The 24,271-nt window shown below is 34.1% G+C and carries 13 protein-coding genes and 1 pseudogene; 3 read left to right on the top strand and 11 right to left on the bottom strand.

Features of this window, described 5'->3' with window-relative positions; genetic code table 11:
- Positions 1–17: 17 nt before the first annotated feature.
- Both QZV68_RS04785 and QZV68_RS04780 read right to left on the bottom strand, forming a co-directional pair.
- Positions 18–3,902 (bottom strand): carboxypeptidase-like regulatory domain-containing protein, encoded by a 3,885-nt coding sequence (locus tag QZV68_RS04785; RefSeq protein ID WP_296879091.1) that lies wholly within the window; start codon positions 3,900–3,902, stop codon positions 18–20.
- A 237-nt stretch (positions 3,903–4,139) separates the two neighbouring features.
- Positions 4,140–4,880, bottom strand: coding sequence for a succinylglutamate desuccinylase/aspartoacylase family protein (locus QZV68_RS04780; protein ID WP_296879090.1), 741 nt, complete (start codon positions 4,878–4,880; stop codon positions 4,140–4,142).
- A gap of 67 nt (positions 4,881–4,947) precedes the next feature.
- Here QZV68_RS04780 and QZV68_RS04775 point away from each other — a divergent pair, with 67 nt between their 5' ends.
- The 3 genes and pseudogenes from QZV68_RS04775 to QZV68_RS04765 all read left to right on the top strand — a co-directional run bounded on the left by QZV68_RS04775 (position 4,948) and on the right by QZV68_RS04765 (position 8,932).
- On the top strand, positions 4,948–6,849 hold the full coding sequence (locus QZV68_RS04775) for an IGHMBP2 family helicase (RefSeq protein WP_296879088.1): 1,902 nt from the start codon (positions 4,948–4,950) through the stop codon (positions 6,847–6,849).
- Between the two features lie 233 nt (positions 6,850–7,082).
- Positions 7,083–8,176: pseudogene (locus tag QZV68_RS04770) on the top strand (argininosuccinate synthase).
- A 27-nt stretch (positions 8,177–8,203) separates the two neighbouring features.
- Complete coding sequence (locus QZV68_RS04765) at positions 8,204–8,932, top strand: NAD-dependent protein deacylase (RefSeq protein WP_296879085.1); 729 nt, start codon at positions 8,204–8,206, stop codon at positions 8,930–8,932.
- On the opposite strand, the gene sfsA is transcribed toward QZV68_RS04765, so the two are convergent.
- The 9 genes from sfsA to QZV68_RS04720 all read right to left on the bottom strand — a co-directional run bounded on the left by sfsA (position 8,879) and on the right by QZV68_RS04720 (position 24,143).
- A complete protein-coding gene (sfsA, locus tag QZV68_RS04760) occupies positions 8,879–9,595 on the bottom strand; it encodes a DNA/RNA nuclease SfsA (protein WP_296879083.1) in 717 nt (238 codons plus the stop codon). The genes QZV68_RS04765 and sfsA overlap by 54 nt on opposite strands.
- A complete protein-coding gene (locus QZV68_RS04755; protein WP_296879081.1) occupies positions 9,582–11,123 on the bottom strand; it encodes an NAD(P)H-hydrate dehydratase in 1,542 nt (513 codons plus the stop codon). The genes sfsA and QZV68_RS04755 overlap by 14 nt, the downstream gene beginning before the upstream one ends.
- A gap of 166 nt (positions 11,124–11,289) precedes the next feature.
- Positions 11,290–12,708 (bottom strand): phage terminase large subunit, encoded by a 1,419-nt coding sequence (locus QZV68_RS04750; protein ID WP_296879080.1) that lies wholly within the window; start codon positions 12,706–12,708, stop codon positions 11,290–11,292.
- A complete protein-coding gene (locus tag QZV68_RS04745) occupies positions 12,692–13,501 on the bottom strand; it encodes a hypothetical protein (protein ID WP_296879078.1) in 810 nt (269 codons plus the stop codon). The genes QZV68_RS04750 and QZV68_RS04745 overlap by 17 nt, the downstream gene beginning before the upstream one ends.
- A gap of 14 nt (positions 13,502–13,515) precedes the next feature.
- Entirely contained in the window at positions 13,516–13,764 is a 249-nt protein-coding gene (locus QZV68_RS04740; protein WP_296879076.1) for a hypothetical protein, read from the bottom strand.
- A 142-nt stretch (positions 13,765–13,906) separates the two neighbouring features.
- The gene (locus tag QZV68_RS04735; RefSeq protein WP_296879074.1) at positions 13,907–14,101 is read right to left on the bottom strand and encodes a hypothetical protein; all 195 of its coding nucleotides are present in this window, start codon (positions 14,099–14,101) and stop codon (positions 13,907–13,909) included.
- 332 nt (positions 14,102–14,433) lie between these two features.
- Entirely contained in the window at positions 14,434–15,252 is an 819-nt protein-coding gene (locus QZV68_RS04730) for a hypothetical protein (protein ID WP_296879072.1), read from the bottom strand.
- An 86-nt stretch (positions 15,253–15,338) separates the two neighbouring features.
- Positions 15,339–16,388, bottom strand: a complete 1,050-nt coding sequence (locus QZV68_RS04725) for a hypothetical protein (RefSeq protein WP_296879070.1) — start codon at positions 16,386–16,388, stop codon at positions 15,339–15,341.
- 282 nt (positions 16,389–16,670) lie between these two features.
- Positions 16,671–24,143, bottom strand: a complete 7,473-nt coding sequence (locus QZV68_RS04720) for an Ig-like domain repeat protein (RefSeq protein WP_296879068.1) — start codon at positions 24,141–24,143, stop codon at positions 16,671–16,673.
- Between the last annotated feature and the right edge of the window lie 128 nt (positions 24,144–24,271).

Below are 24,271 nucleotides of genomic sequence, written 5' to 3'. Positions count from 1 at the left end.
TAGAAAGGTAAACCCTTCTATCTTCTAACTTTAACGCTTGTTTTTATGAAATCTTTTAAGAAGGATATTTTTACAAGATAAGTTTTTCCTGCTTGAAGACTTCTGAAAGCACTATTCTTAATGGTCACTTTTGCTATTCCATACTTATTGGTTTTAGCAGAGAATGTTTTACCATTAATTTTAAATGTTACTGTTTTATATTTTAGAACTTTGCTGCCCTGTCTTAGTTTTGCAGTTAAAACAAGCTTTCCAGCGGATTTTTTAACAGTTACAACCCTTTTACTTACAATAATTTGCTTTATTGTTATAGTGTTTTTGGTTGTGTATCCTTTATATGATGCTGTCACTGCGTATTTTCCTGAAGGGAATCTGCTATTCAACAGAAGTGTGATGTATCCTTTTTCGTTTGTTTTGAGTTTATATGTATATTTACCCATTTTTACGGTTACACTTACTCCAGATCCCACAGCTTTACCATTATTGCCGTATATTCTAAGATTGTATTTAAAATTGCTGACATAGTATTTAACCAGATTTTTATTGCCAGAAATTCTTTTAACAATTTTAAGGGTATTAACTATTTTCTTACCGGTATCCGGATTAGTCACTGCAACAGTGTATGTTCCAACCGGCAATTTCTCATTGAGTTTAGCAACACCATTTGCATCAGTTACAACAATGTACTTTTGACCGTTAATAGCAACGTCGACAATTTTGTTAGCCAATGGATTTCCATTAGCATCAGTAACTTTAAATTGATAATCCACTCCGCTGTTGTATCCGCGAGTCATATCGGAAGCTACAACCTGTGTTTTAACCAATACATCAAAAGTGAAATTTTTTGGAGAGTATTTGTCATCACCTGCATATGATACAATAATGGTGTTTACTCCCTGAACTAACTCAGGAATATCAACACTTGCAGAACCGTTGACCAATTCAACGGAATATGTATCATTTCCACTGATTATTGTTGCAACTCCATTTGCATCACTTGGAGCATGGATATTAACAGTCTTGTCAACCAAATCAACAGTGATATTATAGTCTTCCTTAGCCAAAACACTAAATGTGGCATTGGAGCTGTTTCCGTATACGTTATCGGTTTCAAGGTTGTTTACATAAGCGGTATAATTACCAGCCTGTAATCCTTCAATGGTAACGTTATTTCCTGTTACATTTTGATTATAGACAACATTTCCGTTTGAATCTTCCACGACAACATTTATAATGCCTACAGGGAATACTTCATAGTTTATTGTTACATCTTCGCCAAGTGAAACTGAATCCACCCAGACATTAACAGTTGAATTGCTTTTGATGACAGTGAAATTCACAGAAGCTACACATCCTGAAGCATTTTCATTGTCATAGTTGGTTAAAGTAAGAGTGTAGTTTCCAACAGCTGTGAAACTGTCATATGTGAAATTGCCGTTTGCAACTTCATCAGCAGTCAGATTGCCTACGTAAATGATGTTTCCTGATGAGTCGACAATAGCCGCTTCAATGCTTATTACATTTTCTTTAGTGAAATTGACAACCAAAGCACCGCCATAAGCGAAAGATTCTGTATAATTAATAATCTCAATTGAGGAATTTCCCTTATAAATAGTGAAGTTCTGTTTATAATTGCTGCCGTTGACGTTTTTGGTTTCCAAATTAGTTGCAACTACAGTATAGTTACCTACAGCCAATACAGGCAAGGTGAAATTATTGCCTTCGATGCTTTCATTATAAACAATGTCTCCAGTAGCGTTTCTAATTACGATTTCAACAGTGGTTCTGTTTATAACATTTATTTCCACTTCACTGACATTACCGTATGCAAAGTCATCAATATGACTCAATTCAATGGAAGAGGCTATTTTTGAAATTTCGAATGTTTTATTTGTCACATAACCGTAATACATCTCATTTTCCTCATTGGTTGCAACGATTGTATAATTTCCTGCATCCAAATTATCCAATGTGATTGTTGTGCTGTTAATAGCTCCTTCAAATACCACATTTCCCAATTCATCAGTGATGATTGCAGAAGCATTGGTAATGTTTTCAACAATGAATTCCACTTCTTTGGTGGTATTGTACTGAGTTACATTTGATGTGTTGATTAGAATAAGAGAATTATATTTAGTTACATTGACCAATGCATAATCAACATTGTTTTGCATCAATATATCATCAATGTCTTTTACGCCTATGATGAATGTACCGTTTGTTAAAGTGTATTCAGCTTCAAATACTGTTTCATTTAAAGTTCCTTCAATTGAATCTGTACTTCCAATATCGAAAGTTAAGTTATCTAAAACAATAACATTTCCATTATCATCACTAACAGTAGCATTCAACAATATCTTATCACCAACTTTAGCATCAATGGTTTTATTTCCTAAAACAACAATGGATGTTGAAGATGCAAATTTACCATGATTGTAAATGCGTCCTGGTTTGGATAATGTATTATTTGATAAATATGCAGTGGAATTAGCTGATATGTTGATTGCAATAGGTTGAGAGCCGTTGAATATAGAATTAACAACAGACATGAACTGTCCGCATATTGACAATGATCCATTAACGTCATTAAATAAAACTGCATCAGCAACACACATAGTTCCGCTGCAGACAATATCTTTTCCAGCATTTGAAATAGTCATATTACTCAAATACACCTCATTAGCAGGTATGTTGAATATTCCAGATTTATCGGATCCGTTAATTGTGAATCCATTACCATTAATACCAATGGATTTATCAATAACTACACCATCAGCATATTTAACATCATAATCATAGTATTTATAATTACGTGTTAAGTTCAAAAATTCTCTTTCGGTAGCATTATTGATTAATTTCTGTAAAGCAGTGAAAGAATCGTCATCACTGACAACGGTGAAGATTACACCATCTTCAACGTTGAAGTAAGAAACATTTAAATTTCCATATTCAGGACCATATACTTCAGCCAGAAACTCAGCAACACCTTTTTCCAATGTTGCATTATTGCTTTCTACTTCAACACCATTAACGTTCAAATCAAATGTAATCGGAACAATGTCCGCATAGGTTGATTTGGAGGATGTGTTTTTATCATATACGTTTGTTAAATTAACTATAACTGAAGCTTTTTTGCCTACATTCACCACTGTATCGTTGACAGTGACTGTTAGGAACAGCCAATAATTCGCATCCACTTTATCTGAAACATCAGGAGCTGCATCGAATGTGGCATTTGTATTTCCCCACCAATTATTGTTTGCATCAAACATTGATTCAGAATAGATTAAAGAACCTGTATTGTTTAAAATAACTGAATTAAAAATCTTGCCTGAATCACCGGTGGAATATATTGCACTACCGTTGGCAGCATATCCGTTAACTAAAATAATGTTTTTTAAAGTTACGCCATTTCCTGTGATATTGAAAATACGTGCCTGGTTGGCACCATCAATGCGGTGACCGTTACCATCAATTAAAACTGTATCATTAATTACAATACCCTCGGAGAAATTAGCGTCATAATCAGGATAGAACACATAATCCTTATCCAATGTTAAATTAGTTTCACTGCGATTTCCAATGAATTCATAAAGTGCGGAAAATGAATCTTCAGGAACATCAGAAGTATCATCGATAGTTTCTTGAAGACCATAATTTGACTCAGCACTACCTAATTTCGAATTATCTTCTTCAAATGATTTATTGTTATCATTTTGTACTCTTGAATCTGTTATATCAACAGTTTTTAAGTCTTCTGTTTCATGTTCTACATCTATCGACAGAGTATTTTCTGCCGTTTGAATTTCATCAGCACCATTCAAATCATTTGCACTGACAAAAGAAATAGAACACAGAATCATCATTAAAAACATGATAAAAACTATTTTTTTATAATCTTTCATAATATTACCTTTTTCACAAAAAATATAAAATTAAAGTATTATACAAATGTTTTCAACAAATTTTTCAAAATTTAATTGTATTTTAAAATTATATGAATAATTATATTTAAAGTATTTGAAAAAAATAATCAAAAGAGAGATAAAAAGGTAAAAGTGTAAAAAAATATATGCATCAAAGCATTCAACGAAAATATTGCATCTTTGGGACAATATGATGAAAAAAACAAATGAAAAAACCTAAATTCCGAAATAGGACAGGAAACTTTTCATCTGAATGAGTGACCTTTCAACACTTCCCACACCAACACTGGCAAATGGTGATAAGACCTCCCCAGTAATGGCAGGAATTCCTTTCACATTACATACATCTTCAACAGCACCATTGTAAGATTCTCCAGCAGAATCCAGCGCTATTATCCTACAATCGATGTCTCTTGAGATATAGTTTGCAATCAAAAAGCTTTCGGCAGTCGGAGATTTTGTTGAAAATATTGATTCAAATCCGGGATTAGAATTGAATGCAGTTGAGTGAAAATCGCCAACAAAGCAAATACCCAGCTCCTCAATTTTTTGAATAATGAGATTGCTTAAGGAATTGTCTATATGAGCTGCCCTGTTCAAATCCAGAGTATTGAAAAACCTTTTATTTTCCATTGTTGCCTTTGGAGCTGCAAAAGGAATAAAGAATAAAGTATTGTTAAGTTTCTTATCGGCCAACTCGTTTAAAAGACGAATGTTTGCTATTTGAGAAGGCAGTTCATTTCCATGAATCCCTGAAAGGATTAAAATTCTGTTTCCTCCATGACCCAACTTAAAAATAGGAGTTCCAAAAACTGATTTTTCCAAAATGAATTTGTTTAAATCGTTCAACTCTATTTGGCTGAATACATGAGTATTTCTAGAAATATATCCTCCCGAAAGGTTTGAAATATAACCCATTTCCAAATTGCCTGCACATTCGACTTTTTCAAAATCCATAATAATATTATACATAAACGCTCTTATTTATAAATTAGGGATTAAATTGAAAAAATATATTAAAAAATTGATAAGGCTCATAAATTATGAAAGAGAAGCAGAAATTGACCTAATGACTCATGAAATCAGTACAATGTCAGGTCAGAAAAGAGAGGACTTAGGAAGAGCCATCAATAAAGTAAAAGGAAAACGCTTAGGAAAAGAATTAGGTATGGAAATTGTCCAATATGGACGATCCGATGTAATCGACACTGAAATTAGCGTAGGCGATATGGTCCTCATCAGTACAGACAATCCTTTAAGAAGTGATTTGACAGGTACCGTTACTGAAAAGGGAGCCCGATTTATAAAGGTTGCATTCGATAAAAGAATTCCGAAATGGGCACTTAAAAAGAAAGTCAGAATTGATTTGTATGCCAATGATATCACATTCAGAAGAATGGAAGACAATTTAAAGCATTTGAGTTTAAAAGGAAAAAATGCCCTTGAATACATGCTGACAGACAGGAATCCAAAAAAAGATAGGAAAACCCCTTATATTAATTATATCGATAATAACTTGAACAAATCACAAAAAATCGCTATCGAACATAGCCTCGCCTGTGAGAACTTCTTTTTGATACACGGTCCCTTTGGAACCGGAAAGACCAGAACCCTGGTTGAGCTGATATCACAGGAAACAAGGCAAAATCACAAAGTCCTTGCAACAGCAGAAAGTAATGCTGCAATCGACAATATTCTTGAAAGACTGATGGAAAACAAGAAATTAAACCTGACAAGACTTGGCCATCCCCAAAGAGTCTCTAAAAACAACATCACATATTCACTGGCCTATAAAGTTGAAAAGCATGAGCTGAACAAAAGAATTAAAAAAATCCACAAGAAAATTGAAAGACTGATTGAGAAAAGAAAATCCTACACAAAGCCGACCCCACAGTTCAGGCGTGGCTATGGAGATTATGACATATTGTATAATGCATCCAAGGGAAAAGGAGGAAGAGGAATAAGTCCTGATAAAATGAAATCCATGGCACAATGGATCGAATATAATCAGGAAATTGATGAAATGCATTCAAACATCAAAAGAATTGAAAACAAGATGATTAGAAATATCATTGAAGAAAGTGATGTAATTCTTGCAACCAACTCCTCAGCAGCCCTTGAATCAATTGCTCAAACAAAATTCGACGTCGCCATTGTTGATGAAGCATCACAGGCAACAATCCCCAGCATACTAATTCCTATTGCAAAAGCACATAGATTTATCCTTGCAGGAGACCACAAACAGCTTCCACCAACGATCATAAGCGACAAGGCAGGAGAACTTGAAAAAACATTGTTTGAAGCATTAATTAGAAAATATCCTCACAAATCACAATTGTTGAATGTACAGTACAGAATGAATAAGCTTCTCATGAAGTTTCCGAACTCAGAATTCTACAACAACAGTTTAAAAAGTGATGTAAGCGTTGATGAAATTAACATTCAGGATTTGATTGATTCGAACTATGGCGAAGATGCACTGCTTTTTATGGATACATCAAACATTGAAAAAAATAAGGAAGAGCACCTGAAAGATTCAAAATCAATAGTCAACAAATTAGAAGCTGAAATTGCAGTTAATGTAGCTCATGATTACCTGACTGCAGGCATTAACGAGGAAGATATTGGAATTATCAGCCCCTACGCAGACCAAGTGAAGATTATCCAGGAAAAAACCCCTGTTGAAGTGAAAACCGTTGACGGATTCCAGGGAAGGGAAAAAGAAATAATCATCATTTCCACTGTCAGAAGCAATCCTGACGGAAATATTGGTTTTTTAAATGATTTAAGACGATTGAATGTTGCCATTACACGAGCAAAAAGAAAATTGATAATAATTGGAAACAAATATACTCTGCAGAACAATCCTACATACAAAAGACTTATCGACTTTGTTGAAAGTGAAAATTTGATTATAAAAATTTAGGCATACCTAAACTTTATATACTACGAAGTACAATTATCAATTAGAGTAAAATTATTTTTAACTCAAACTCTTAATTGAGGTTTGACTTTTTAATAGTCCCATATCACTTCAACCTCAATTACTCCTCAATTAAGAGTTTTCTTCTGTCAACTTTTTTAATAATTTTAAATACTATTAATTATATAGATATATCTTGATAATTCATTTTTATTAAAAATAATTACGGTGATTTTATGACTGATAAAGTACTCTTGGCATTCAGTGGAGGACTAGACACCTCTGTTTGTGTTAAATTATTAGAAGAAAACTACAATGCAGAAGTTATTACTGCATGTGTAGATGTAGGACAAGGCGAAGAAGAAATGATAAAAGCAAAAGAAAGTGCAGCTAAAATTGGAGGATTAAAACACTACAATATAGATGCTAAAGAAGAATTCGCCAACGAATATATCGCACGTGGAATCAAAGCAAATGCAGAATACGAAGGATACCCATTAAGTACTGCTTTTGCAAGACCATTAATTGCTCAAAAACTTGTAGAATTAGCTGAAAAAGAAGGAGCAACAGCAATTGCACATGGTTGTACCGGAAAAGGAAACGACCAATTCAGATTTGAAGCAATCATACTTGCAATGTCCGATTTAGATATAATTGCACCAATCAGAGAAATGAATTTAACAAGAACTGAAGAAAAGGCATATGCTGAATCCAAAGGAATAGAATTAACTTATGATAAAATTTACAGTATTGATGAAAACCTCTGGGGAAGAGCAATCGAAGGAGACGTCTTAGAAGACCCTGCAAACGAACCTCCAGAAGATATCTACGAATGGACCGCCTCATGGGAAGATGCTAAAGACGAACCAGAAAAAGTATCTATCGAATTTGAAGAAGGTGTTCCTGTAGCCATTAATGGTGAAATGATGCCTCTACTCAATATTATCGAAAAAGCAAATGAAATTGCAGGAGCTCATGGAATCGGAAGAGTAGATATCATTGAAAACAGAATGATAGGCATTAAAAGTAGGGAAATATACGAAACCCCAGGTGCAAAACTATTAATTGGTGCTCACCAAGCATTGGAAGAATTGGTCTTAACAAATTCAGAGCTAAGATTTGCAGAACATATGTCCGGACTCTATGCTGAACTTGTCTACAGAGCACTCTGGCAAGAACCTCTAAGAGATGATCTTGACCAAGCAATAGACAATATGCAAGAAAGAGTAAGTGGACCTTTGAAGACAAAGAAACTGACCAAAGAGACGTTGAAGGTATGATAAGATACCACGGTCTTCAAGCAGCAAATTATCAAAAATTAAACAGATAGCTTAACCGCTATCACATTCTTATTTTTATGTCAAAAATTAACCAATTACAGGAAATCATTGATTCATCGGAAAATATCGTGTTTTTCGGAGGAGCAGGCGTTTCAACAGAAAGTGGAATTCCAGATTTCCGGTCAGAAAGCGGAATTTTTAAAAGTTTAGAAAAATATGGTGATACTCCAGAAAATCTAGTTTCACACACTTATTATATAGACCATACCGAGGAGTTTTTTGATTATTATAAAGAAAATCTCATTTTTAGGGATGCCAAACCCAATCCAGCACATTTAAAATTGGCAGAATTGGAAAAAGTAGGCAAATTAAATGCAGTCATTACTCAAAATATTGACGGACTTCATCAAAAAGCAGGCAGCAACAACGTATTGGAACTCCACGGAAGCATTCATAGAAACTATTGTCAAATATGCAATAAAGAATATGAATTAGAATACATTCTGCAAAGCGAAGGAATACCGAGATGCGAATGTGGAGGCATAGTAAAACCCGATGTCGTCCTATACGAGGAATCTCTAAACAATGCTATTTTAAATTTTTCAATTGACTACATTCAAAATGCAGATACCCTAATCATTGGAGGAACATCCCTCGTCGTATATCCCGCAGCAGGACTTATAAACTATTTCAACGGCGAAAATTTAGTCCTGATCAATAAAAGCGAAACACCCTACGACAATCTTGCTACACTAGTCATCAATGACGCTATCGGAGAAGTCTTTTCCCAAATCAAAATCCAATGATTCCGGAATCAAATCGACACCATCCAAACGATTATCGCATCTATAAACAAGGATTTCCACACCTGCTTCGAACGCTTCGTTTAAAGTTTTGGAAAAGTTAGAATCATTTTCCCAGTTAGGCCTAAAGAATTTTCCGGCAGGATGCTGAATCAGGAAAAATACACAACATCTATTTCCTTCTTTTTTAAGTTTAATCAGCTCTTTAAGATGTTTTGCACCCCTTTCAGTCGGAGCATCAGGAAATCTCGCTTCACCATTAACTATTAATGTGACACCTTTCACTTCAACAAAACATGAATCACCACTTGAATTTTCCAAGTATATATCTATCCTTGAATTGTCAACTGTCTTTTCCCTTTGATGAATACAATAGCCTGAAAGTTCCTTTATTTTATCATCAACGATGGCATCATATACAATGGTGTTGGCTTGCTGAGAATAAAGTGATACCAGCACTCCCTTGTTTTCAACAAAGTGAAGTGAAAATTTTGTTTTTCTGTTCGGATTATCCGAAGGCTTTAACCATACCACAGCATCATCAACCAAAAGCTCTTTGCACCTTCCCGTATTGGGCACATGAGCTATCTCCAACTTTCCATCAACTTCAACTTCAGCTATGAATCTGTTGGGCCTTGATATAAAAATTCCCTTAACGTAATCCATTTTTAATCACACTACCTATGTTGGAAACCAGATCAGTGGCTGAAAATCCGTTGCCTTTGGCCTCATATGCTTCATCTCCTGCAAGGCCGTTGATGAACGCCGCAAGACTGGCTGAATCAAAGGCAGACAAATTTTGTGCAAGCAAAGCAGATGCAATTCCGGAAAGTGCATCACCGGTTCCTCCAACAGTCATGCCCGAATTTCCACTTCTATTAATCTTAAATCTGTTTCCGGACAATATCAAATCATATTTGCCCTTGACAATGACGGAACCCTTAATTTGACGGGTAACTTTCTGAAATTCCGTGATGTTTTCATCAACCTCTGCAAACTCGAATGAATCGATATCCAACTTCAGGCCACCTTCAACTTTAAAGATGGATTTGAATTCGAAAATGTGAGGAGTAAGTATAATATCTTCGCGATTCCTGATTAATGATAATTCAACCTGTTTTAGTGCATCTGCATCCAAAACAATAGGTTTTTTAATTTTTGTAACCAGTACGTTGAACAGTTTGGAAGTTTCATCATCAATACCTGCACCAGGCCCTATTAAAACTGCATCAACGTTTTCACTCAATTCCATAATTACTTCAGAATGTTTTAAGGATAATTTATCCCCTTCAAGTGATTTTACAATTAAATCCGGTGATGTTGATTTGATAGCTTCAGCCGCCATTTGAGGAGCTGCAACATAAACAAGGTCCATGCCGACCCCTATAGCTGCCATTCCTGCAATAGCCGGAGCACCGGAATAATCCTTACTTCCACCTAAAACAAGCAAACGGCCGTTATTTCCCTTATGTGAATTTGAATCCCTATTTTTAAGCCTTAAAAAGTCTCCGAAATTGACAAAATATTCCGCTTCAAAAGGAATTCCAATATCTGCAGTTACAAGACCCCCAACAAGTTCTTCTTCCGCATTTCTAACCCCTGTTTTGATTTTATGAAAGCTTATGGTATAATCGGGAACAACCGCAAGGTCATTTACCTCTCCGGTTAACGGGTCCATTCCTGATGGAACATCAACACTTATTGTGAGACCTTCAGATTCATTAATAATTTCAATAGCTCTTCTGATGTTGGTCTGCAGTTTTCCATTGATTCCGGTTCCCAAAAGACCATCGACTATAATATGTTCAGAATCCCCATTTTTAGCAACTTCACATGAATTTATATCTTCAAGAGTCTTTAAATTAAAAATATTGAGATGAGACAGTCTAGGCTTCATATTCATCAAAATATCCAAATTGGTTTTGGCCTGCGGAGATCGAATATTGTCTTTCAACATGTAAATGTCCACATCATATCCTCTATTCAACAAATAACGTGCGGCAACAAATCCATCGCCACCATTCCCGCCAGAACCTGTAAAAATAACAATCTTGACTGGTTTTGAATATGTGTAGACTGCAATTTTGCCCACTTCCTCTGCCAGAGATTTTCCTGCAGATTCCATCAAGCATAATCTTGACAAACCCAAATACTCACAATTATAATCTGTAACCATCATATCAATAGGACGCATAATATCCCACACTTTTACTCTCTACGACAATATATTCTATTGTTTTTACTATTAATTAAATTTTTTTGAAACCAAAAATGTAACAAGTACCATCTTATTATTTGGTTTATATAATTGATATAATAAATAGATGCATTACAATCAAAAACAACATAAAATTATTTTATCATGTGGAATACCATCTATCCACATCAACTCTTTTACTTTGAGTTTCACTAACTATTTTTTCATAACCTCCAGTAAATGCCACTACACAATCATCATGAATAGCTTCATTTGGATATGCCGTAATTTTTTCTAAAAATTCCATAGCCCATTTTTTAGTGAACCCTGTTCTATCTTTGCCGACCAGATATATTCCGTTAAGTTGAATGTCTGCAGAAACTCTTCTTGCACGGTCTACTTTATTTTCACGTGAATTTCCAGTGCCTGTTGTAAATCCTCTTCTGTTTAATTCATCGATAATTAATAATCCGAAGTTTTTACCAGTACTGCCGTCAAGTTCTATATATTGCACATCTGACTTGTCACGTGCTGCAGTATTGATAATTTCATTGATTAAGTTTCTTGACTCAAGTTGAAATTCATATGAATCCAGAATATAGATGTTGCCGTTTAGATCTTTAGCCAGTAAAACTCCTGCAGTGTAATCTGGATCACTGCCTCTCAATTTGTCATCATTCAATACTTCAGTAGCTGCAAGATCCCAATACCTGATAATTCTAACTATTGGTATTTTCATGTATTCATCATGAGAGATTATGTGGAAGTCTGATTCATCAAATAGCTGACCTTTAACACTAGCATACCAGTTACCGTTCATTAATTGTTCTCTTGTTACTCTGTCAAGACCCATCAAGTATTCTTCATAATCATTTCTGTCCAGATAGATGTTATCTAAATAACTGGAACTGATGAATCTTATTTGTGATTTGTCCTGAATGTCCGTGTCGATTTTTTCTATGAATCTTTCACGCACCCATTTATTCCCACGCTTACCTGGATTACTTGAGCACATTAACTGTGTTGGTAGTCTATTGTCTTTGGTTTTCCTTACACGAGACCTCATGTAAATATATTTGAATCTTTCAAGTTGTGTCAATTCATCTATTCCTATGAATTGATATTCTGAACCTTGATAAGTATCTAAGTCGTTGATGTTTCTTAAATATCCGAATGTTAATGAATTGCCGTTTGGAAATGTCCATGAATGTTCAGTACCGTCCCACTTAGGCCTAATAGCCGGATCGTTTTGGATTTCCTTTCTGTTAAGCCATTGACTAGTTTTATGTATTAAAGCTCCTTTACGTTTCAAGTCAGATAATGTACGTCTCAGGATTAATGCATGGTATTCATTGGCATCATCTTCAACATAAAATAATGCTCTCATTAACAGACTGGTTGATTTACTTCCTCCAGCTGCACCACCAATTAAAACTTCCTTTTCTGTAGCTAATATCATTTCTGCTTGCTTTGGAAATGGATTGAAAGGTATATATGGATTTTCATATACACATTTCTGAAGAATAGCTTTATCCTTTGCATCTAAATAGAATTTGCCGTTTTCATCATACATTATTATCATCTATTTGTTTTGCAAGGATTTCTATCTCATTCATTATGTCTTTTTGAGACATCTCTATTTTCTTATCTTCTAGTTCAAGAACTCTGTTTTTGAATAGTCTATCCATTTCATCTTTGAATAATTTGTTTTTAGCTTCAAATGCTTTAACAGATAATTCTAAGTATCTTATTTTTAGTTCTGCTAAATCAATCAGATATCTTGCTAAGCTTTTTTCGTTTGCATTATATCTTACTTCCTGGTCCAGCTTTTCAAAGTCAATTTCAATGCCTACTGCATTTTTTGTTATTTTATCTAAGTTTTCAAGTCCCGTTTTGATGTCTGTGACTTGTTGTTGGAGTATGGTATCAATGGCCATGTCGATATTGTCTTGATGAACGTTATTGTCTGTTATTTGCTTTTGTGTGATTGCTCTATTGGTTAAAGCTTGCTTATCTCTTGCTCTTGGGTCTTTATCATTATCCGTCAGGTGATATTTCTTTTTGAATCTTGAAAATGTTGCTCTGCTCACTTCAAATTCATGTTCTTCAGCTAACCATCTTCGAATACTTGCATCTGTTGCACTGGATGTTTTCATAGCTATTATTTCATCCAGCATTGTTTCCAGGAAATCATTTTTTGTCAGATTCAATTTGGCTTTGAATTTCCTGTATGTGGCATCAGCTACCTCCCGTCCGTATTTTCTTTTTAGCAATTCTTTAACTTCATTATTGCTCATTCCTTTCTTGCAACAGTTTATTATCTCTTGTTTATGCTGTTCTAAAAAGTAGAGGATATCAGAATTTCCTCGACCCATGGTGATGGTTCCTCCTATAAATCTTTTAATTCTCTTTCAATCTCTTGTTTTCTTGCTTCAATCAATCGGTATTCGGTTTGTTTTATGATTCTATCAAAATCCGGGTTGGTGTTTATTAGTGCTAATGTGTCTTCTGCATTTCCCATAGCTATTAACTTTGCTCCAAGTTCATATGCGTCCTTGTGGGTGAAGGCTGAATCTTCAACAATTTTTTTGAGAGTTATTTCGACTCTTGCACTAATGTTGGTTTTTTCAAGTAACATAATATATAATTTTATTATGTATTATATATAAAATTATATTATATAAAAAATATAAAAGTAATAATAAATTTTATTATTACCTTCACAAATCAAAAATAGTTTTTTTTAAGAGTTATATCCTGGAGACATATTATTTGAAGTCTTATTCATCATCCATTTCTTCAAGTTCTTTTTGAAGGTCTGCAATCTGCATTTCCTTGTAGAACCTTTCGAACCTTCCGGTTTCAATGAGAAAAGCTGAAACTTCAAGGGCATCTCTATAGGTATAATTTGACTCTTTGATAATTTGCTTTTTAGCTTCATCCATGTAGGATGAGGTATTATTTATATTGGCCATAGCTATTACAACCTGTATATAATAATTAATATAATATTTTATTATTTCAAATATATAAAATTATCATTGTCAGTTTCAATATCTCAAGTTCCGGAATACTGATTTTCATCTTTGTTTTCCTCGTTAGTTTCCAAGAAGATACGGTCAATATAATCGATGGAAAATGTAATGGTTTTAATTTAGTGAGTTGTAATTTACATTAACGGAAGGGTTTTTGAAAATCGGACACTATTTGAAATCGGAGTAGTATGAAATTGTTTTAAAAAGTAAGTTTCGAATAATTAATGATGGGTGTTAATGTAAAGAAAAGAAAAAGAAGTTAACATTAACTGTTAACTTGAATATAAATCTGTGAATATCCAGGATGGATCATAAGCTATAAGATTTCCATCTTCACACCAGATAGATCTGACATTTCCTGAAGTCGTATCCGCCACTGCAGCAGGATCCCTGTTAATCCAGTTACCTGAAGTATGTTTCTTATGTCTAAGTCTTAATCTGATATGGCCTGTTCCGGACACTCTGCATTTGACATGGACAAACTGCACATCATATCCTAAGGATTTGGCTATCCTGTAATATACCTGTCCCCAGTCCACACAGTTGGAACCTTTATCCCGACTAGCATCATTGATTGTTTTCTTGTCTGTCTTTTGTGAATCAAAGTATTTGCTGTATAATTCTTTTTTTGCTATAATGGCTAAAGCTTCATCAATTGTATTTCCTTTGAAGTTGAATGTTTTGGTAAACAGCTTCATTGTGGAATCCTTGTAATCCGGAAGCTTTGACATTCTGTATACGATAGCTGGAAGTCTTTTGTTTGCTCTGATGTAGCTTTCAGTCCTTATGGCCATGTCCACATATTCAGCCTTGTCGATTTGGGTTCCGTCTTTTAATGTCACATAGTTTGGAAGGAACTCCAAGGACTTGTTGTCTTTGATTAAGGCCATTGTATACATTGCCACCAGCTTATCATTTCCAAGTTTTTTAGCTTTCTTTTCAATATCTTTACAACTGCCCTTCAATGACAGTATCTGGTAGTAGTCACGCTTCTTGTACTTCTTATTGTTTTGGATTAGCCAGTAGGCGATGGAATTCATTGCCTGGCAAAAGCTTGTCCAAATTATATTATCTTTTTTATTATCTTTCATATTATATTATTTATATATTATAGCTATTAAATTTGTTGCTCCCAGTTTAGAAAATTACAACGTGAAAACAATATTTACATTACAATTCATAAAGGCTTTGAGGTCACCTTGACCTTTCCGTTGACTATTTTCCAATCGTATCTACGATAAAGCGAAACGTTGTTCATCACCTTGATATACTCGAACTTTAAAAACTCGGGATTGTCCTTGAAATAGGACTCTCTTGTCTTGTTTTTTCCACGGCCGTGGAGGATATCAATTTCATCCATGCTCAGCTGCCCGTCAAGCAATGACCCCTGATTCAGATGGGTCGAATGGAATTTACGAAGCATGTGGGGCCTCAGGCGGGCATAGCCTCCAACCTCACCCAAACCCAGATAATCATTCAGGCTTCTGAACTTATCGGTGACATGATTTACCTCATATTTCAAAAGCGGGTCTTCTAACTCAAAGTCGTTCTGTTTTCGTTTTATTTTGGCAATCCTTTGAACGCATTCGGGATTGAGGAAAGTGTAGTATGGCTTGTCAGTCTTTTGACGGATTAGATTACATGTGCACACCACGTTGTTCTTTCTTGAGAGGTATTTAATCGCATCCTCGAAGTTGTCCTTTTTATGGTACTGGCTTGTCCAGTCAAAAAACATCCCGTTAGTGATTGACTTGGCTTCGGCTCTTGTCATTCCCGATGAGAGGATTGTTAAAATCCAGAGCTTCAGATTATCATCGGCAAAATCCAAGGCCAGACGCAACTCATCCTTGGTCGGCAGGTCAGAAAATGATATGACATCATTTCTTTTGATGCTTTTAGGATTCAGCGGCGGGATGAACGGCAGGGTTACTCTGTTGTAGTGGTAGAATGTTTTGATTTTAGATATTGAATTTGTGATTGTATTTCCAACATAATTGCTAATCATATGGTTTCTAAATGAAAGAATCCTGTCATAGATGCTTAGCTGGTTTTCCGGAATTCTGTTTTCCTGTTCTGTGATTGCTTCAGCTAAAAGGTCGGACAAGCTCATTGAGTGAAAACTGCAGTAGTTGTTGAAGACTGTCCTATAAGACCTTATTGAGCCCATGCTGTGACCTGATTTCATATGGAAGTCATTTATCAGTTTCTGGTCGTTTTGATAAAACATGTTTATTCACCTCTAAATTTTAATGAATGGGAACTAATATAGTGAAAATTCAAGTACAAATAGTTTAAGTGAATAAATGGAAACCACAACAGGAAATACTGTTTCTAAAAGAATTCATTAAATGAAAACGATGATTGAAAATACTATAATTTGAGTGATAATATATTGTTTTAATTAAACGGTTTTTTAATTAAATTAGATGTTGGTGTTGAAATGAGTCTTTATGGATTGTGTTATCCATACTTAAAAAAAGAAAAACTGTGGGGTTGAATAATCCCCACACTATTTTTTGAATTTTATAGTTTTCTTGACCTTGTCCTTGCCGTAAATCACCTGATAGACGTATTTCTTGTTTGTTTTGAGTTTCTTGTAGACATTCTTCTTGATGGTGAATGTCACAACGCCTTTTTTATTTGTTTTTGCCTTGAAAGTCTTTTTGTTGAATTTCAAAGTTACCTTCTTGTTTTTGAGGTACTTTCCGTTTACTTTTTTGAGGGTTACTTTGATTTTAACTGTTTTTGCTGACTTTTTGGCGTTTACGTTTTTCGCACTTATGATGCTTTTAACAACAACTTTCTTATTGACTGTTAAATTACCGTAGGTTGCTTTGACCTTGTATGTTTTAGGCGGCAGACTGATTTTAAGTGATGCATAACCATTCTTATCAGTGGTTCTGGAATATGTCTTGCCATTGATGGTTATCTTAACAGTTTTTCCTGCAAATGCATTGCCGTCACTGGTCAGTCTGACCTTAAAGTACTTGCCGCTTGTGTAGAGCATGATAAGATTGGATCCTGTTAATTTTATAACCGGAACATGCTCCGGAGCAGTCTTATTGACAACAACAGACCTGACAATTGGGGAATACTTGGCGTCACCGGAATAGCTTACAGTAATGTTGTGAGAACCGACTGTTAACTCTGGAATGTTAACTGTTGCCTTACCGTTGATTAAGGTGGCAGTATAAGGAACACCGTCAACACTAACTGTTAAAGTACCAGTTGCGTCTTCCGGCAAATTAATACTATAGGCGGTAGTATCTGCAGAGTCCGGAATTGTAACAGTCTCATTGTCAATAGGCACTTCAACTTTTAAAACACTGAAAGCAGTAGTGTTTACTGAATCAGCATATGTATCATCACCTAAATATTTGGCAGTGACATTGTAGTTGCCTTCAACCAACCCAGAAATAGTCAATTGGCCAATGTAATTAGTAACAGTGACATTGTAGTCCTTTTTATTTACTGTTACCACTACTTTACCTGAAGCTGTGCTGGTTGTAATGTTTACAAGTGCAACATCACCAACATTAATGTCTGCAGCTGAAACTGAGATGCTTGACGGTAACTTATCAATATTTAGAATTTCATCTTTAAAGTTGATATTTTCATATTTATTATCACCGCTGTAAGTGATGTGTGCTGTATATGTTCCAGGGTTTAAATCCGGAATATTTACAATAGCTCTACCATCAGTTACTTTCTGAGTGTAATTTTTACTGTTTACATTAACTGTTAATGTACCTGTTGCATCACTAGGCAATGTTAAAGTAATTACAATCGGATTAATGTTGGAATCTACAACCAAAGTGTTATTGTCCACATCAATTTTGATTTTAGGAACTTCCAAATTGACCATTTTAGAAGAATTGGTGTAATTATTATCACCAGTATAATTAATTGCTGCTGAATAATTGCCCGGATCCAAATCAGAAATACTAATGTTGCAAACACCTCCAACAACTTTGGCAGAATAGTTTCTACCATCAACATTAACTATCAAAATACCTCCAGCATCATTTCCAAAATCAATGGAAACATTAATGACATTATTATTTGATGAGACAACCAAATTATCCAAATTGGAAATGATTTTAGGAACTGTTAATTTAACATTCTTGGTGGCGATTGAATATTTATCATCACCTGAATAAACCACAGTTGCAGTGTAATTTCCAGGAGTCAAACCGGTTACTTCAAGACTTGCACTTCCATTAACCAAAACTTCACTAAATTCTTTATTATTGATAATAACAGACAAATTGCCTTTTGCATCATCATATAATTTAATGGTTACTGTTAAGTTTTCAATGAATAAATTACTATCCTCCAAAGTGATATTGACCATTGAAATGGAGAATCTGACTGATTTAGTGGCAGGTTCATAATTATTATCTCCAGTGTAGTTTATTAGAGCTTCATAATTGCCTGCGGCCAGATTTTTAAATTCAATGATGCATTTGCCCCTATTTAAAGTTTTAACAAGGTTATCATCATTTATGGATACAGTAATATTTCCAGTCACATCATCAGGCAGATTAACACTAAATATGGCAGTGTTATCTTGTGTTTCAATTGATAATGTGGTTTCATTAAATTCTATGGCTTTTTTAGGAACTTCCAAGTTAACTGTTTTTAAAGCCATTTCATATCTGTTATCACCAGTGTAAGTGATTGTGGCTGTGTAGTTGCCTGCAGGCAGGTCATCAACAATGATTGTTGCTTTGCCGTTGGTGACTTTTTCTGTGTATTTTTTAGTGCCAATGGATAATGTCAGGTTACCTGTAACATCACTTGGGAGTGTGACTGAGATTTTTGCGATAACATTTTCAGTGGTTATTTGCTCGTTTAATGTTACGTTGAATTTAGGAACAGATACTGAGAATGTGCGGTTTGCACTATTGTATACACTATCACCTGAATAACTAACTATTGCTTCCCAATCACCAGGATTTAAATTATCAATAATGATACTGGCTTTACCGTTGACTAAAACTTTTGAGTAGGTTTTATCATTGATTTTAACTGTTAAGTTGCCTTTTGCGTTATTTAAATTGAAGCTGAAAGTTCTGTTTCCATCGAATTGGATGTTATTTGCAACATCATCAGTTGATCTGACAACAAAAGTCTTGATTGCAGTGGTTGGAGTGAATCTCATATCCCCTAAGTATGATACGTCAACATCATAATATCCTATGTCCAGACCGGAAATTGTTTTAGTGATTCTGCCATCATCTGCATTTGCAGTTATTTTCTCACCATTTACAATGCATGTAACGGTTCCTGTTGTTTGATTATTCCAGGTGATTGTTACTGTTGCTGTTTGGCCTTTGACAATATCATCGACTTGGATTTTTAAATTTGGTTCTTTTAAAGGAGCATAAGTTAATGCAGTTATTCCACTTTCTGTTGGGACATATATTAAGCCACTGTTGTCCATTACTGGGTTTCCAATGATTTTTGATTTTAAATCAGATTTCCATAAAACACTTCCTTCACTGTCGAGGGCATAGAAGAGGTTATTAGAGCCGAAGTATAATGTTCCGTCACTGCCGATTAACAATCCTGAAGTGATTTTTAAATCAGATACTTTAGACTCTTTACCATCAATAATGTCATATCTGTAAAGTATGCCGTTAGCGTTAATGTGATATACTGCTTGTTCAGGGTCAATTGCTAATGTATCTCCAATACCTCCAGTGACTTTGGTTTTCCAGACCTGTACACCATTACCATTATAAGCAACAATACTATTACTTAAAACAGCATAAACCACATTTCCATCACCAATTACTGGCCTTACAGGTTGATAATTAGCTGATTTACTTGAGATTGCCTGTAATGTTTTAGCATCAATCATTCTTAAACGATTTTCACTGACAACTACAATAATGTTTTCATTTAATGTCGGAGCGCATAAAGGTTGTGCGTTTCCAATATTGATTAAAGTCGGTTCACCACCATTCTCCCATAACTTATATGGGATTACAGTGAGCTTATAATCCTGTGATGTAAATTGATATTCACTGACAATGTATAATGTAGCGTTTGAATCAATTACCGGAGCAAATAAACTGGAACCCTGATAGATATTAGAAGACCCGTACCTTTCACCTGTATTTTGGTTGATGAAGTATAATGTATCACCTGATTTAGGCGCTATTATGACATCACGACCTATGGCTATACCTGAAAGGTTACCTGCTGCTGCAGTTGATGTGAAATACCATAACCTGTTTGTCTGGTTAAAACAGTAAATTCCACTTTGTGTAGTTAAATAAAGGTTGCCTTCACTATCAATTGCTAACTCACCACTTAATGTTTGATTAAATGGAATTGTAAATGCTATTTCACCATTAGTTGTAGTTTCATATGGTGATTTGTGAGTGTTTTGAGTATTTCCACCTTCATTAGCCCATTGAGGGGCAGGATACTCACAAACTTTAAATGAAGTTGTCTCTGAGACAGTGTTGTAATTATTGCCGTTGTAAGTAGCAGTGTATGTGTAGTTTCCAATTTCCAAATCAGCAATAATGTATGTTATTTCACCGAATAATGGAATGTTAATTGTAGTTTGATCTATTGTGAATGTACCTGATGTTTTTGCTGGAACCTTAATTAAAATTTCAGCAGTTTGACCTATCTTGATATCTTTTGATTCAATAGTGAATGTTAAATCCGCCTTAGCAATATTGAAAGTGCTGGAATTAGTCAGGTTGAAGTAGGTATCATCACCACTATAGAAAACTGTGATGTTTTTATTTTGACCTGCATCCAGATTAGCGAATCTGACTTCAGCCTTACCATTAACTACTTTTGATGAATTAGTTATACAATCTATAGTGACAATGACTTCTCCTCCGGCATTACTGTTTAGAGTGACTTTGATAATTGCTGTTTCTCCATATGTAATGTCATCTGCTTGGATAGTCATTGTAGGATTTAAATTGTCCACTTCAATGAATTTGGAATCCTGGCTGGTTAAATACTTATCATCACCATTATAAACTGCAGTGATTGAATAATCACCTCGTTTAATGTTTTTAATGGTGTAATTCGCCTTGGAATTGTTTAAGGCCAATGTTTGAGTGTTGTTGTTAATTGATAAAGTAATGTAACCGGTTGCAGTATCAGTGATTGTAATTGTTAAGATAACATCCTCACCAACATTAATTGTGCTGATGGTTAAAACAGTTCTGGATTCGTACTTATTCACATTAACAGTTGAAGTTAATGTATTGAACAAGTATTTTTTATCCCCTGAATAGTTAGCAGAAATTGTATATGTGTCTGCTTTTAGATTTGAGAATGTGAAAACTGTTTTTGAAGATTCAATGACTTTGCTTTGTGAGATGTTTCCAACATTAACCGTTAAATTACCTTCCACATCACCTGGAAGTGTAACGGTTATGGTTAGATTATCCCCTACCATGACATCTTCAGTGGCTAAAGACATGCTTGGAGCAGATTTTAAAAACTTAAAAGTCTCATTAATTTTGAAATCATTGTAACTAACAGTTAAGATACCGTCGCTAAAACCTGTTAAAGTATAAACAACATTGCTATCAGCATGAATACTATTCTGATTTACAACACCATTAATTGCAGTTATATTCAAATTGATTTCGGGCAAATTATGGTATTTGGTTCCATCATTTAAATAGAAATCAACTTTAACATTTGCCTTTTGATTATTTTCCAATGCATTAACATTACTAGTGAGATTTAAAGTAATATATTTGTTTATGTTTAAATCGGGTAATGCAGTACCCCACCAGTTATAATTCAAATCAGCATTATTGCCTTGTATGATATTGGAATTGTTTAACAAGATTGAATTGGTTATTGTTGTAAATCCATTATTTTGAACTAGTAATCTGGCATTATTAGTTATAATACAATTTGAAATAACTAAATTATCAGCATTCTGCCTGATGAAAGTATCCTTATTTATATTATTGATTTTCAAATTCCTTAAAGTGAAATTAGAATTTGAAACAAATGAAGTAGCACCGGTTAAAGTGGCTTTGCCTTCACCTTTGATAGTGACACTATAATTAATTTGAATGTTTTCTTCTGAGTAATCACCACCTAAAAGAATGATATTTTGACAAGTTTTAGCTAATTCTAAAGCTCTTTTAATTGTATTTACAGGAGTTTCTCTTGAAATTCCATTGTTATTGTCATTACCATTATCTTTAGATACAAAAACATAGTCACGGGTACTAGTTACTGTAACTTCATTAGATTTTCTGTTGGAAATTGTTGGGATTACATAAACATCACAGATATCAAAATCACCAAAATCAATGCTAAACGTGGTTGTATTTACTGTTTTTACATACTTATTATTAACATAAACATCATACCATGTTTTATCCAAAATATCTGAGTCATAATATTGAGGTTTTGATAAAGATGCATTAACCTGCAAAGTTGCAAATTCTTTATCTTCTCTTAATTTGATAAGTGTTAAATTAGAAAATACAACAGAATTTCCATAATAATAATTATCTGAAACATTTAAGATTGTTCCATCAACACGAACTTCTAAAACATCCCCCACTCTCGTATGATTAATAAATGAATTATTAACAATAATTATATCTGGAGAACCATATGCAGCAACATCAAAAGCACAAATTGCAGTACCTCTAGATGCTGAATTTGCAACAAACGTGGTGTCACGAACTTCAATAGACCCTGCATCCATTAAAGAAATTGCACCTCCACGACCAGTACCATCAGATAAATCATCAGGAGCCCAACAATTATTACTATTGTCCTTAAATAAACAATGTTCAATGTAAATGTGCGGGTCAGTTTGATAGGAACATGCACCTATCGCACCACCACCATTATTAGTGGTACAGTTATTTCCTATAAAAACAGAATTATAAATTTGTAAGTATGCATAAGTGTATAATGCTCCTCCATTCCATCCAGCTACATTATCAATGAACCTAGAATCATAAATTGTTGTATTTCCCCCGGAATGTGTGTGAATTGCCCCCGCCCACCAGAAAGACCTATTTTTAACAAAAGTCGTATTATAGACAGTTAACTTACCACAATTATTAATACATCCGGGTTCAGTAGTTGCATAATTGTTTTCAAAATAACAATTACGAACAATCATATCTGTTGATTTCACACTATTGGGATCATAGACACTGACAACACCATAACCACTAGTACAGTTAATAAAGCTACAATTATCTAAAATAGCAGTTCCTTTTTTAAGATAAACTATAGTTGCATGCCCATATTGGGAAAGAATATCATGAAAAATACAGTTTTTAAATATATTATTTCTTATTCCACCCATTTGAATAAAAATACCATCTCTTGTTCCACTTACTAGTGCATTGGAATAAACAGAATAGATATATTTAAAAGTAACATTTTCAAAATTTAATGAACCATATAATGAATTATCTTCAACTAAAAAAGCTGCAAATTCTATTCTTCTTGCATCAGGTGAAACGTCCCCAATATAAGAGCCTTCACTTCCAATAATTTTCACATTATTTTTAACTTTAATTTGGGAAATACCTCCATTATTCGGATTTGTTGGATAAAAATTGGTATTTTCTTTTAGTTTTAAAGTATAATCTTTATCAGTTTGTGCACAGTAATATTGTAATTCATCCCAATTATTTACTGTAATTATTTCATTATTACTTTTCATTGAATCCTGTGAAGAAACTTGAAGGAGATTAGACTCATTCAAATTAGAATCATCCATGCCTTCAATACAATCTATAATTTCAAGTGGAGATTCAACACTAGTTGAAGTGACATTAACATCTTCAATACTGTCTGTAATTTCAAGTGGAGATTCAACACTGTCTGTAATTTCAAGTGGAGATTCAACACTAGTTGAAGTGACATTAACATCATTCATTTCATTAGCAGATACCATGCTTATACTTAAAAATAAAACAAATAATATCAAAACAGGTTTGATACTCATAAAAATAACTCCTTTTTATGAATTTAATCTATTAAAATTAAAGATTTTTAATTATATTGAATTTAAATTGTAATAAAAATGAAACTATAAAAGTAGTAAAAACTAAAAAAAATAAAATTTAAATTTTA

The sequence above is a fragment of the uncultured Methanobrevibacter sp. genome (genome assembly GCF_902801725.1).
Lineage (GTDB): Archaea > Methanobacteriota > Methanobacteria > Methanobacteriales > Methanobacteriaceae > Methanocatella.
This window is presented reverse-complemented; position numbering and strand designations above follow the sequence as displayed.